We start from the raw sequence: 12,435 nt of genomic DNA, 5'->3' as shown, positions 1-12,435 counted from the left end.
GCCAGCAAATAGGTGGCTTTTTTATTTTTTATTGTTTCACCGCCTTGTCTTTTTCACATACTAATAATAGTAGAATATGATAAGGAGGGGGAAGAGAGTTAATAAAAAACAATCTTTTTTTGGAGATTTTGGTATCAATGATGCGGCTGCTTTAAATTGTGCTGATAAAACATGTAATATTGATATCCTTGAGATTGTAACTGAAATGTTTATGTTACGAAGGTAAAAAAATAATGAAAGGAGCGAGCCGACCAATGATGGCGGAAGATCCTTTGTTTTTTCGGAAATCCATGGAAATCACGGCCTAGGATCAATTATTCCGCCGAATAGAGAATTATTCTCTTCAATGTGTAAATATCAAGCACCTTAGTCCCAAATATCTGGTCGATCTATCTGCATCGTTCTCATATAATCTAATATTTGTCCTGTATGAACACTTTCATGATACGCATTCGTAGTAGCATATCACCTAAAGAGCGAATATATCCCGTGTATCCAAGTTCAGTTAGGTTTGAACGATTTATTTTTATATTTTCTAATTCTTCATTTGATAAAGATTTTATAAAATCAATAAACAGTTCATGGTATGGTTGTGCAAAATGGAGTTCGTCCGAAACAGATGTAAATGCTCTTGTCTCATAAGGTGACGTTACATTTTGTGCATCACCTTGATTTTTTAATATTTGCAGATAAATGTATTCAGCTTCTAAAACATGTCTTATCATCTCTTTACAACTTAATGCCTCAGCATCTGGTCTCCAATCTAATGTATCCTCAGGAATAGTTGTCCAAACTTTTATGCTTCGTCTTCTCACTTCTGATGGGTTTAATAATAGTAAATCGACTTTGTTCAATTTATGCTCCCCTTTTCATATGTTCATTTTACTGAATCTTAAGAAAAATACAAAAACATACGTTCTGTTTGTGGAGCCTTTGGGGGGATTATACATGCACCCATTAAACCCAATCTTGAATAATTAGATCAAAGAATAAAGATATAGATTATGTCTCCCGTAAAATCCTTGTTGACGATGGCAGTGTTACTTTAAATCGTTTGGGTTAATCGTATTTTTACAACACACAAGTTAAAAGTATAACTTAATAAAAAAAGTAACATAACTAATGGTAAGCGATGATTTAGGATTATTTTTTTATGATATGAAGGAGGAAATAATATGGCATTCATATGGTCATTAATTGTTGGTGGTATTTTAGGGTGGCTAGCAAGTTTAATTGTTGGTAAAGATGTACCTGGTGGTGTAATTGGAAATATTATTGCTGGGATTATTGGTTCTTGGCTTGGAACATTATTATTGGGTACGTTTGGACCGGTTATCGGAGGTTATGCAATTATTCCAGCATTAATTGGTGCAATCATTTTAATATTTATTGTTAGCTTATTACTGCGTGCATTGCGAAAGTGAATTAAGTGGATTGCTGTCAATTGTCAGCAATCCATTTTTGTATTATTTGTCCTAATCTGTTATGCTACTGTTATACAATCAGGAGGTGTCAGCATTGAAATCATTTACAGTAAACTTTCATCAAGAAGACAATGCAAAAGCAACAACAGTACATAAATTAAGTGAAGAGGACTTCAATAAAGTAACAGAAAACGGTACTCGCCATCTATTTGATTTAGATACAAATGTAGGATTCTTTGTATTCTTTGATGCGGAAGATGCAGAAGGAAACGAGCAATACTTAATGTTACAATATGAAGGAGATCACGAAGAACCAAGTGCTTGCTATGGATTTGATTTGAAATTATTCTATCAATTTTTAGCATTATACTTAAATGATCTTGAGTTCCAAGGTGAAACAGATGAAGAAGAGGAAGAGTATGGTCCGATTCATCATTTGGCTCATTTACTGTACCATATTGTTGAAGATGGTAAAAATATTGAGGTATAAATACATATTTAGGGCTGCTCTTTAATGGGCAGCTTTTTTTAATGGTTTATTTTTTCAAAACAGTACTTATATCTAATTTTTTCTCATAAGCGCCTGTAATATTACGATCGGTATAAACGAATAACCGGCGGGGATACAACAAATTGCATTAAAAGTAATTATCCAAGGATCGTATCTCTGTATTTTCTCTAGAAGATAACATGAATAATGGTGCTAGTTAGTAAAGAGAAGAAAAAAAGCTGTTCTTTTACAAAGACAGCTCTTTTGATTTGTTGCGCTCTACAGAAGAAACAAAATAGGTTTGGATGATTCCACCGATTATTAATAAGCAAGCACAAATATAAAATAGGGTACTGCCGTTTACATAGCCTAATACCATTGCTCCAATAACGGGACCGCATGTTCGAGAAATGTCCCAGTGTATGCCGTAAATGGAAAAATATAATCCGCGCATGTGACTTGGTGCGATTCCTGAAACAAAGCGGAGTAAGTGATTTAAAGCAATGCTTTCACCAATTGTAAGGAAAAGCAATGTAAAGAAGAGTGACCATAATGTTGTAGAATAACCATAACCGATGGCTGCCAATGTATAAAAAACATATGAAATCATGATGATTTTTGGCATTGAAAATCGTTCAGACCATTTGACAAGACCAACTTGTAGTATGATTTCCATAATTGCTCTACAAGTTGAAATGAATGCGAGAACGAATAAGAAATTTGGAAAGATATTCTCTGCAAATACACGATAATTTGTTTCAGTTTGAGCATAGAAAAAGCTAATCGGAAGAGTAGATATCATAAGTCCGAATACGGCATAATGCTTAAAAATAAATTCTTTCTTTGTTGTGACTTGTGTTGATTTTTGAGCTGTTTGAATGATTGGCGCTGTTTCGGGAAGCTGCGTCCATACGAGAATGGCATATAGCAGGAGAGCCATAGCTTGAATTATAAATAAGTATTCAGGATGACTGTTATAAATAAAGGCACTAATGAACGGACCAATTACAGCTCCGACTGCTCCCACTGATTGAAGAACAGCAAATATTTCCGCTTGTTGTTCTGGCGCAGTTAAATCTGCAATTTGAGCACGCTGAGCAGGAATGTATAGGGAGCGGCCAACACCATTCATTACATATAACAAAGCAAAGAACGGGACTGATGCAGCGAAAACAAATCCACCGATTGCAATTGCCTGTATGAATAATCCAAGTAACATAATTTTCTTTCTACCGTACTTATCTGTTACGCCTCCAGCAATGATTGTGAATATGATATCAGAAAGTGGTTGCAAGCCAAAGAGAAGCATCGTCAGGACGACATTTCCTTCTAAAGCTTTATTGACATGTACAATAAAAATTATTGCTAACATCGCCTCAGTTGTTCTTGTTAACAATTCACCTAGTAGTCGAATCCAAATCGGTTTACTATAACGTTTTATAAGAGTTTTCATTCTTTATTTCCTCCTTTCTATATGGAAATCTTAAGATAGAAGCAAGGAATGAAAAAGGGTAGAATGAAAGAGTGGGATTTTTCACCTTTTAGGGGGATGAATATGGTTATTTTAGATCAGTACGTTCAGCTTTGGATCCGGTATGGAAAAGGGAGACCAGAGGGAGAAAAAATAGAAATAACATTACAAAATATATCTGAAACATTGTTTTGTACTGATAGAAACAGTAAATTTATTATAAAAAAATTAGAAGAGCTAGGATGGGTTTGTTGGTCTCCAGGACGCGGGAGAGGGAATCGATCAAAGGTATGGTTTCAAAAAGATCCCGCTGTATTAATTTTAGAAAAGGGGAAAGAAATAACGAAACAGGGGGATGTAAAAGGCGGAAAAGAATTTGTTGAACAATATATGGAGTATTTTCCAATGCTGCAAAAACAATTCCAAACTTGGATAAATTCAATATTTGGTTATCAAATTGAAATGACGACTCAAGGTAGACAAGATGTACTTCGTTTACAAGTTGAAATGCGTCCGAAGATTCTATTGGATCCTGTATATGCTACAATGCGTTCAGAATGTCATATGGTGAAACATGTTTACGACACGCTTGTATATGTGAACGAAAGTACCAATGTAATAGAGCCGAGACTTGCGTTTCATTGGGAGTATAATGACGACCAAAAAGTGTGGACTTTTTATTTGCGTAAAGGTGTGCAATTTCATAATGGTAAACGTTTCACAGCTCATGATGTTGTCTACTCATTCGATAGATTTATGAATAGGGAGGATAATCCGTACTTGTGGATGTTGCAGCATGTTGAAAGAATCCATATTGTAAATGAACATATTGTGGAGATATACTTGCATACAGAAAATAAGTTGCTATTACATATTCTAGGTGCAGAACAGTGTTCTATTGTAACGGAAGATGAAGAAGGGAATGTAAGTGGAACAGGGCCATTTAAATTACGAGAAAATAACGATTCTATCTTTGTATTAGAAGTACATAATTCATACTTTCGTGAACGACCATTTCTTGATCGAATTGAACTTTGGAATGTGCCGAAAAGTACGGATGAATATGACGTTTCGATGAAAGCTGAGCATAAAGAGATAGAGAACCCTCATAAAGAACTTTCTAAAATGGAATCTAACGTAACGTATGTTACGTTAAATACTAAAAAACAAGGACCTTTGCAAAATAGTACATTTAGGCAAGCATTATATGGAATAATTCATAGTAATAAAATAATAGATGAGTTAGAGGGAGAACGCGGTGAGGGAGCAGATGAATTATTACTAGCAAATCGTGCAACTTGGAGCATAAATGAGGGTGTGAACACTCTTCTACAAAAGAGCGAATATAGTGGCGAAGTATTATACTTATATACGTTTAAAGAACAAGATCATGTGGAAGATTCTAAGTGGATTCAAAAAGAATGTGCAAAGTACGGAATTACAATTGAAATACATTTTCTCGATGCACTGGAATTATTACGAGCGGAAACAATGGAACAAGCGGATTTGATTCATGATAGCGCCACAATTAGTGAGAAAATAGAGCTAAGTTTTTTACAAATGTTTCTTGCAAAAAATAGTTTTATAAATCAACATAGCTCTCTAGACTTTAATAAACAATTACATGCGTACTTTAATGAACCGAATGCAGAAAAACGAATGACATTGTTACGCGATGTGGAGGACACATTGTTACGTAACATTCATATTATTCCTTTATATCGTAATAAACAGCACATAAGTACACATGAAAAAGTACAAAATATAAGAATTAATTCTCAAGGATGGATTGATTTTTACCATATATGGTTTAAACCTTGATATAAAGGGACTCTTTCGAAATGAAATGGCATACGAAAGGGTCTTTTTTATGTGGAATAAACGTCTGGTTGTGAACATGATTATGCATATTTATGGAAAACACTCATTTACAATGTAACAGTGTTATGTTACATTGTTATCAGGAAGGAGTGTTATACAGTTGAGTACAGATTTAATTTCAAAAAAAGATTTATTGGAACTGACTGGTATTTCATACGGGCAGCTATATAGGTGGAAACGAAAGAATTTAATACCAGAAGATTGGTTTATCAGGAAATCGACTTTTACAGGGCAAGAAACATTTTTTCCGAAAGAAAAGATATTAGAGCGTATTGATAAAATTCAAACGATGAAAGAAGACCTATCGCTTGATGAATTAGCAAATATGTTTTCACCAAGTGTATCTGAGATTTCTTTCATGAAAGAAGACATCATCCGAAAGGGTATTGCTTCAGAACCGGTTGTACAATTTTTTATAGAACAAATGAATAAACAGGCAGAATTTCAGTTTGTAGATATTCTTTATGTATTTATTTTAGAGGAATTGCTTCAATCCGGAGAAATTAGCTTGGAAGAAGGCAAGATGATACTGCAAGTATTTCACGAACATTATGAAATCATGAAACAAAAGAATAGTGAATTAGTTGTGGCTCGTAAACTCGGTATTTCTACATGCTTCTTAGTATCAAATGTAGATGATTTATTTTTCGAGAAAGGTACGAAGGTAGTTGTACGTTTAACAATTATGCAATATACAGAAACGTTAAAATCAAAACTATTATAGTGGAGGAGAAATAGTGCGTACAGAAAATTTAATTATAAATGGTTACGGTTCTTCTAATGGTGGGGAGTTTCATAAAGTACAATTAAACGGAAAAGGAACTGTGAACGGGAATGTTGAATGTGACAACTTTGAATGTAACGGTTCTGGTAGTGTAAATGGTGATTTAAAAAGCAAGAGCGCAAAAATTAGTGGGTCTGGTAAAGTTGACGGTACAGTAAGCACTGAAAATATGCGAATTGATGGAAAAGCAACGATTACAAAAGATGTAACGGCTAACGATTTGAAAATTGCTGGAAAAGGAGCAATTGGTGGTACTTTGAAAGGTGAAGAGCTTAAAATCCGCGGGCAAGCGACTATTGACGGTAATTGTGAAGTAGATATCTTTTCGTCAGAAGGACAGTTTACAATTGGAGGTCTACTAAGCGCCGATGAAATTGACATCGATATTCACGGTACATGTAGAGCAAAAGAAATAGGTGGTCAAACAATTAAAGTAAGGCATAGAGAAACAGCATTTAGTAGACTTTTTAAAACAGTGTTTGGGTCGCACTTAGAAGCTGAATTATTAGAAGGTGACAATATAGATATTGATCACGTACAAATCAAAACAGTAAGAGGGAACAATGTTACGGTAGGGCCAAATTGTGAGATTGGACTGATTGAATATACGGGAGTTCTTCATGTGGATAAAAATGCGAAAGTAAAAGAAATTCAGCAAGTTTAATTTTGGGAGGAAGTGAGGAATAGATATGGGAAATCAGCATAGTCTCACTGTGAACGGATCAGGTAGTTCAGCAGGTGGAGCTTATAATAAAGTGAAAATCCGTGGTGAAGGAACGATTTCTAACCATGTTAGTTGTAATGAATTTAAGACGTATGGAACGAGTGATGTTTCTGGTGATATGAAGGCAAAAAATTATGTCGTCTATGGAGAAAGTGAAGTTCAAGGAAATATACAGGCAGAATATGTGAAAGTGTATGGAAATACGCAAGTACAAGGTAATGGCCACGTTGAGAAGATGAAAGTGAGAGGTATGTTTGAAGTCAAAGGCAAATTATCTGGAAATGTTGTAGATATTAAAGGAGCTTTACATGTTAAGGAGGATATTGAAGTAGAAGAGCTATTATTAACAGGTGGACTTGAAAGTGAAGGTCTATTAAATGCTGAAAATATTCATATTACACTCCGTTATGAAGGAAGCAAAATACGAGAAATAGGCGGCAAAAAGATTACGGTACAAAAAAAATCTAGATTTATGCCTTTTACACCCCATACTGGTACCCTTCAAGCAAGCCTTATTGAAGGGGATGATATTTATTTAGAACATACAATAGCTGAAGTAGTAAGGGGAAACAATGTTACCATTGGTCCTGGGTGTGAAATTGGTGTTGTAGAATACCATACTAGTTTTAATCAAAAAGGAAAATCAGTTGTAAAAGATCATAAACAAATATAGGTATTAAGAGGGAGAGTAAGACACATGGTTGCAAAGGATAGTAAACTCGGCTTTGTAGTTGCCGGTTTATTGCTAGGGATTTTAATGGCATCAATGGATAATACCATTGTTGTGACAGCAATGGGAACGATTGTTGGTGATTTAGGCGGATTAGAAAACTTTGTCTGGGTCGTATCCGCCTATATGGTAGCGGAAATGGCAGGGATGCCGATTTTTGGAAAGTTATCAGATATGTATGGGAGAAAGAAATTCTTTATTTTCGGTTTAATTGTTTTTATGATTGGTTCTGCACTTTGTGGTACAGCAGAAAATATTACGCAGTTAGGTATTTATCGTGCGATTCAAGGTATTGGCGGGGGAGCGCTTGTTCCGATTGCATTTACGATTGTATTTGATATCTTTCCGCCCGAAAAACGCGGGAAAATGGGCGGATTATTTGGTGCGGTGTTTGGATTGTCTAGTATTTTCGGTCCGTTACTTGGTGCATATATTACAGACTATATTAGCTGGCACTGGGTGTTTTATATTAACTTGCCGCTAGGGGTTCTATCACTTATTTTTATCATATTCTTTTATAAAGAATCACGCGTTCATCAAAAACAAAAGATCGATTGGTTTGGTGCAATTACACTTGTTGGTGCAGTCGTGTGCTTAATGTTTGCATTAGAACTTGGCGGACAGAAGTATGATTGGGATTCTACTTTTATTTTAAGTTTATTTGCAGCATTCGCTATTTTAATGATTATGTTTATTTTCATCGAAAGAAAAGTGGAAGAACCTATCATATCGTTTGAAATGTTTAAACAGCGTTTATTTGGGATGAGTACAATTATCGCTTTATTTTACGGGGCTGCTTTTATGTCAGCAACTGTCTATATTCCTTTATTCATTCAAGGAGTATATGGCGGGTCCGCAACGAATTCCGGTCTATTACTATTACCAATGATGTTAGGGTCAGTCGTTACAGCACAGTTAGGTGGATTTTTAACATCAAAGCTAAGTTACCGTAATATCATGATTATTTCAGCTGTTATTATGCTTGGTGGATTGTTCTTACTAAGCACATTAACACCAGAAACAAGTCGTGTATGGTTAACGATTTATATGATTATTATCGGTTTTGGCGTAGGTTTCTCATTCTCGGTATTAAGTATGGCTGCAATCCATAATTTCGGTATGAATCAAAGAGGATCGGCAACTTCAACGAGTAACTTTGTTCGTTCACTAGGGATGACACTTGGAATTACTATCTTTGGTATGATTCAAAGAACAGGTTTTCAAGATCAATTAGAAGAAGCATTTAGAGGCATGGACGATGGAATCAATAGTAATGCGCTAGGGGATGCAAGAGCAATCCTTTCAGAAGGCGCAAGATCTCAAATTCCACCGCAAATATTAGATAAAATTATTGATGCACTTTCGAGTTCTATCGTTCAGACATTTATGTGGGCATTAGTTCCAGCAGGTTTAGCATTCTTGTTTATCTTCTTTATGGGGAATGAGCGAATGGTATATAAGAAGGAACAAAAAAATATAAAAGCAGAGACATCAAAAGCATAGAAAACGAAAAACTCCTTTCTAGATTAGAAAGGAGTTTTTCGTATGTAACGTAACCAATTAGCCTTCAATTATTTCGTATTCTTCGTCTGCTAATAATAAAATTTGTGTTTTTTTGCCTTTGTTTTGTACTTCAATTACATCGTATGTGCCTAGGTCTCTTAATTTATTTTGAGACACATTTACCATTACTTCAATAGAATCGATTAAAATATCTTCTTCGATATATGATTCAGGCAATGCCATATCCTCTGTATCTAATACACATGTGTATAGCATTTGTAAATGTTCTGCAGTTGGGTTTTCTTCTTGAACATCAATAATGTCTTTTACTGTTTCCATGTGTTCTTCTTTTGCTTGGTATACTTTAATTTTAGCCATTATTTCATTCTCCTTTATAACATAGTCGTAGAGGCTACAATCTATTATAACGTTTTTTGATGAAAACATGAAATTGTTTCCTTATTTTTAGATGGGATTTTATACTATCATTGTGTATTATTTTATAAGGAATAAAGAATTTATTTTTCAGTTCATAACAAGAACCTTATTATTCCCACTATTAAGGACGTAAGGAGATAATTAGTATGAATAAGAAAGTGAAAGTTTTAAAAGGTACGATGGTAATGTTAGCGTGTGTGGCAATTTTTGGTACAGTTTTTCCTCATGTTTTAGATCCAAATGAAACGATGGCAGGTAAAGTTTCAATTGCGATTTTTGGTATAGTAGGTACATGTTTACTATTTTCTATCATGTGTTTTTTTGTGAAAAAGGCTATTTTAAGAGGGTAGTTGTTACATTTTTAATAAAAAGGGGGAGTGGTTTTTTTGAAAGCTTCATATTCTGATTTTTTAAATTTAATCATCCTGATTGTAGTTATTTTTGCTCTATGGAGGTTAAAAGTGTGGTCTAACAAGAAGTATAATGTTCCTAAAGTATTTCAATGGTTTCCTAAAAAGTGGGGGAAAAGAAAAGTGTCGGAACAATTTTTTCAATCAAAACTGGATGCTGAAGGAAAAGGAATTTGGATTACTTATTATGCGGTTGATTTATATGTAGTTACCATTCCATTACAAGTGAAAAAGTATAATACACTTTAACTGCATTCAAACAGAAGTCTCCTGTCTCAAGGCATGTGTTAGGGAGGAGACTTCTGTCAGTCGTAACTGATTAAAATTTTATAGTGCAAACAATAAAACATTCTTATCGTATTCTTGTAAGCACCACTTATATTTAGCTATGATAATAGGATGAACAGCTTTTTGATCTGTATCAACATTTTTATAACCATATTTTTTATAAAAATCCGCAAGTTCCTCAAAAGGAATACAATAGACATGAGATGCATCTGATTGTTTGGCTTCTTGCACTAAAAAAGAAACGAGATCTCCAGCTAATTTATAACCTCTGTATTTGGGAAGGATGTAAATACCGCCCATCTCTATCGTATTTTGATCAATATATACTAAACGTCCTAACCCTGCATATTCTCCGTTGTACGTTATAATCGCAACTTTATCCTTTTTCAAGTCACTTGGCACAAATCCCGCGTCTTCATATTGATAATTAATCCATTCTAAATCTTCTAATGAAGCAAACTTGATTCCCATAAAAATACACCCCTTGAAAAGTTTTTATATTTCTATTATATAGGTGATAACGTGACTTGTAATAAAATAATAGTTTCGTATCTCCATATAAATCATGTTGAAAAGAAGTTCATTTCTTGCTATCTCATGCATAGAATAGTCTAATAATACTTTTTCTTTCTTCACAAGTGTTTTACGTATATAATTTAAAGGTAATTATTCTTTTTTCGTATACTTATAATAGAATAGAGGTTTAAAAAATGAGCGTCAAAATCATTACGGATAGTGCGGCGGATTTACCAAAAGAATTGCTGCAAACTTACGATATTGATTTGATTCCACTTCGTGTATATGATGAAGCGGAAACTGAGTATTTAGACGGGGTAACGTTAGAATCGACTCAATTGTTACAAAAGATGAGAGAGGGCGAAGTGTACAAAACGTCGTTACCATCATTAGAAACATTTCAAGAAAAATTTGTTACATATGCAAAGCTAGGTACACCTTGTATATATGTAGCTTTTTCATCTGAACTTTCTGGTACATATCAATCTTCAGTAGTAATTAAAGAAGAAGTAAAAGAAACATATGCGGATTTAGATTTAGAGATTATTAATACAAAGTGCGCTTCACTTGGTCAAGGGCTTGTTGTATTAGAGGCTGCGAAAATGGCTAAAGAGGGTGCTTCAAAGGAAGAAATTTTGAACCGAATTGCTTTTCTAACAAAACATATGGAGCATATCTTTACTGTAGCTGACCTGCAGTATCTTGTTAGAGGTGGGCGTTTAAGTAAGGTAGCTGGATTTATTGGTGGCCTATTAAACATTAAGCCAATTTTAAACGTTGAAGAAGGAAAGCTTGTACCGCTTGAAAAAATAAGAGGAAGAAAGAAAGTTTTAGGCCGAATGGTTGATATCATGGAAGGTCGAGGAAAGAACCTGAAAGATCAAACAATCGGAATCACACATGGTGATGATTTAGAAACTGCCAATGCATTAAAGGCATTAATTACTGAAAAATTTGGCTGTGAAGTATTTATTGTAAATACAATTGGTGCAGCAATCGGTGCGCATACAGGACCAGGCGTTGTAACACTGTTTTTCTTAAATGAAGTAGAGTAAAGGATTGATCTTTTGATCAATCCTTTTTGTTATACAATTAAGAATACTGCTAACATAATTAGACATAACATGTTATCTTGCAAAAAAAGTACCTGAGGTCTATCCTCAAGTACTTTTTTATTATTCATTGATTTGTTTTTTTACGGGTAAAAAGCTGCAAAGGAAAGTAGTGAAGTGAGAACTAGTCCGAAAGAAACTCTCTCAGTCGTATCAATGTTTAAACCGTTATTCCATTGATAAATAAAGGATACTAGTATTAAAAGTGTAGTAAATCCTGCAACATATCTTACTATTTTTCGCGCCTTTTTGTCATGTGTTCTCTAAATCATATTCATCCCTCTTCTTATTTAATAAATATTTTTGATTGTAATAATCGATAAACAATAACTCCTTGTAGCTCATTTAACAACCGTTATTTTGTTTAATAAGATGTCTTGATTTTTCCGAATACGTAATAGACAAATCCATATGTAATAAGTTGGTGTGATGAATCGAATATCACATGTATGATAAGAAATCCATACATCATATTTGTGTAATAAATAAGTGCAAGCTGCTAGAGATAGGGTAGAAATAACAATTGTTTATATTTGCTTCAAATCTTTTTTCTAGCAAGTTTATCATATTTAAAATATACAATGCCGTTTATGTTAATAACAAGTAGTTAAATTTTATAAAAAAATGATAAAAAAATTGGCTTTTTTACCAATTTTTTTTAACA

13 protein-coding genes and 2 pseudogenes are annotated in these 12,435 nt (G+C 34.0%); 11 read left to right on the top strand and 4 right to left on the bottom strand.

Going from position 1 to position 12,435, the window contains the following annotated elements:
- Positions 1–44: 44 nt before the first annotated feature.
- Positions 45–367, top strand: a pseudogene (locus tag M014_RS29975) (nucleoside hydrolase); the annotation flags it as partial.
- On the opposite strand, the pseudogene M014_RS26535 reads toward M014_RS29975, so the two are convergent.
- A pseudogene (locus tag M014_RS26535) lies at positions 367–854 on the bottom strand (DinB family protein). The pseudogenes M014_RS29975 and M014_RS26535 overlap by 1 nt on opposite strands.
- Positions 855–1,175: 321 nt before the next feature.
- Between M014_RS26535 and M014_RS0106860 the strand changes: the two are divergent.
- Together M014_RS0106860 and M014_RS0106855 are read left to right on the top strand one after the other, a co-directional pair.
- The gene (locus M014_RS0106860; RefSeq protein WP_026591059.1) at positions 1,176–1,424 is read left to right on the top strand and encodes a GlsB/YeaQ/YmgE family stress response membrane protein; all 249 of its coding nucleotides are present in this window, start codon (positions 1,176–1,178) and stop codon (positions 1,422–1,424) included.
- Between the two features lie 94 nt (positions 1,425–1,518).
- Entirely contained in the window at positions 1,519–1,914 is a 396-nt protein-coding gene (locus tag M014_RS0106855; RefSeq protein WP_026591058.1) for a hypothetical protein, read from the top strand.
- A gap of 247 nt (positions 1,915–2,161) precedes the next feature.
- On the opposite strand, the gene M014_RS0106850 is transcribed toward M014_RS0106855, so the two are convergent.
- Positions 2,162–3,367 (bottom strand): MDR family MFS transporter, encoded by a 1,206-nt coding sequence (locus M014_RS0106850; protein ID WP_026591057.1) that lies wholly within the window; start codon positions 3,365–3,367, stop codon positions 2,162–2,164.
- A 48-nt stretch (positions 3,368–3,415) separates the two neighbouring features.
- Here M014_RS0106850 and M014_RS0106845 point away from each other — a divergent pair, with 48 nt between their 5' ends.
- The 5 genes from M014_RS0106845 (at position 3,416) to M014_RS0106825 (ending at position 9,007) form a co-directional block, all read left to right on the top strand.
- Positions 3,416–5,206, top strand: a complete 1,791-nt coding sequence (locus M014_RS0106845) for an SgrR family transcriptional regulator (RefSeq protein WP_026591056.1) — start codon at positions 3,416–3,418, stop codon at positions 5,204–5,206.
- A gap of 160 nt (positions 5,207–5,366) precedes the next feature.
- Positions 5,367–5,990, top strand: coding sequence for a YhbD family protein (locus tag M014_RS0106840; RefSeq protein WP_026591055.1), 624 nt, complete (start codon positions 5,367–5,369; stop codon positions 5,988–5,990).
- Positions 5,991–6,003: 13 nt separating this feature from the next.
- Positions 6,004–6,714, top strand: a complete 711-nt coding sequence (locus M014_RS0106835; protein WP_026591054.1) for a polymer-forming cytoskeletal protein — start codon at positions 6,004–6,006, stop codon at positions 6,712–6,714.
- Between the two features lie 25 nt (positions 6,715–6,739).
- Positions 6,740–7,447: a polymer-forming cytoskeletal protein gene (locus M014_RS0106830; RefSeq protein WP_026591053.1), complete on the top strand. Its 708-nt coding sequence runs from the start codon at positions 6,740–6,742 to the stop codon at positions 7,445–7,447.
- Between the two features lie 24 nt (positions 7,448–7,471).
- Positions 7,472–9,007 (top strand): MDR family MFS transporter, encoded by a 1,536-nt coding sequence (locus tag M014_RS0106825; RefSeq protein ID WP_026591052.1) that lies wholly within the window; start codon positions 7,472–7,474, stop codon positions 9,005–9,007.
- 57 nt (positions 9,008–9,064) lie between these two features.
- On the opposite strand, the gene M014_RS0106820 is transcribed toward M014_RS0106825, so the two are convergent.
- Positions 9,065–9,385 carry a hypothetical protein gene (locus M014_RS0106820; protein ID WP_026591051.1) on the bottom strand — a complete coding sequence of 107 codons (321 nt, stop codon included), beginning with the start codon at positions 9,383–9,385 and terminating at the stop codon, positions 9,065–9,067.
- Between the two features lie 206 nt (positions 9,386–9,591).
- Here M014_RS0106820 and M014_RS0106815 point away from each other — a divergent pair, with 206 nt between their 5' ends.
- The gene (locus M014_RS0106815) at positions 9,592–9,795 is read left to right on the top strand and encodes a hypothetical protein (protein ID WP_026591050.1); all 204 of its coding nucleotides are present in this window, start codon (positions 9,592–9,594) and stop codon (positions 9,793–9,795) included.
- A 27-nt stretch (positions 9,796–9,822) separates the two neighbouring features.
- Complete coding sequence (locus M014_RS0106810; protein ID WP_051588553.1) at positions 9,823–10,104, top strand: hypothetical protein; 282 nt, start codon at positions 9,823–9,825, stop codon at positions 10,102–10,104.
- 78 nt (positions 10,105–10,182) lie between these two features.
- Here M014_RS0106810 and M014_RS0106805 read toward each other — a convergent pair whose 3' ends face one another.
- Positions 10,183–10,614: a GNAT family N-acetyltransferase gene (locus M014_RS0106805; RefSeq protein WP_026591048.1), complete on the bottom strand. Its 432-nt coding sequence runs from the start codon at positions 10,612–10,614 to the stop codon at positions 10,183–10,185.
- A 239-nt stretch (positions 10,615–10,853) separates the two neighbouring features.
- Here M014_RS0106805 and M014_RS0106800 point away from each other — a divergent pair, with 239 nt between their 5' ends.
- On the top strand, positions 10,854–11,714 hold the full coding sequence (locus tag M014_RS0106800; protein ID WP_026591047.1) for a DegV family protein: 861 nt from the start codon (positions 10,854–10,856) through the stop codon (positions 11,712–11,714).
- Positions 11,715–12,435 lie beyond the last annotated feature (721 nt).

This window comes from Bacillus sp. UNC437CL72CviS29 (assembly GCF_000482345.1).
Taxonomy (GTDB): domain Bacteria; phylum Bacillota; class Bacilli; order Bacillales; family Bacillaceae_G; genus Bacillus_A; species Bacillus_A arachidis.
The sequence above is the reverse complement of the archived record's forward strand: the minus strand, read 5'-3'. Positions and strand labels throughout refer to the sequence as shown.

Coding starts and splice junctions, on each gene's coding strand:
- M014_RS0106860 (WP_026591059.1), top strand. CDS start 1,176: ATGGCATTCATATGGTCATTAATTGTTGGTGGTATTTTAGGGTGGCTA.
- M014_RS0106850 (WP_026591057.1), bottom strand. CDS start 3,367: ATGAAAACTCTTATAAAACGTTATAGTAAACCGATTTGGATTCGACTA.
- M014_RS0106845 (WP_026591056.1), top strand. CDS start 3,416: ATGAAAAAGGGTAGAATGAAAGAGTGGGATTTTTCACCTTTTAGGGGG.
- M014_RS0106830 (WP_026591053.1), top strand. CDS start 6,740: ATGGGAAATCAGCATAGTCTCACTGTGAACGGATCAGGTAGTTCAGCA.
- M014_RS0106825 (WP_026591052.1), top strand. CDS start 7,472: ATGGTTGCAAAGGATAGTAAACTCGGCTTTGTAGTTGCCGGTTTATTG.
- M014_RS0106820 (WP_026591051.1), bottom strand. CDS start 9,385: ATGGCTAAAATTAAAGTATACCAAGCAAAAGAAGAACACATGGAAACA.
- M014_RS0106815 (WP_026591050.1), top strand. CDS start 9,592: ATGAATAAGAAAGTGAAAGTTTTAAAAGGTACGATGGTAATGTTAGCG.
- M014_RS0106805 (WP_026591048.1), bottom strand. CDS start 10,614: ATGGGAATCAAGTTTGCTTCATTAGAAGATTTAGAATGGATTAATTAT.
- M014_RS0106800 (WP_026591047.1), top strand. CDS start 10,854: ATGAGCGTCAAAATCATTACGGATAGTGCGGCGGATTTACCAAAAGAA.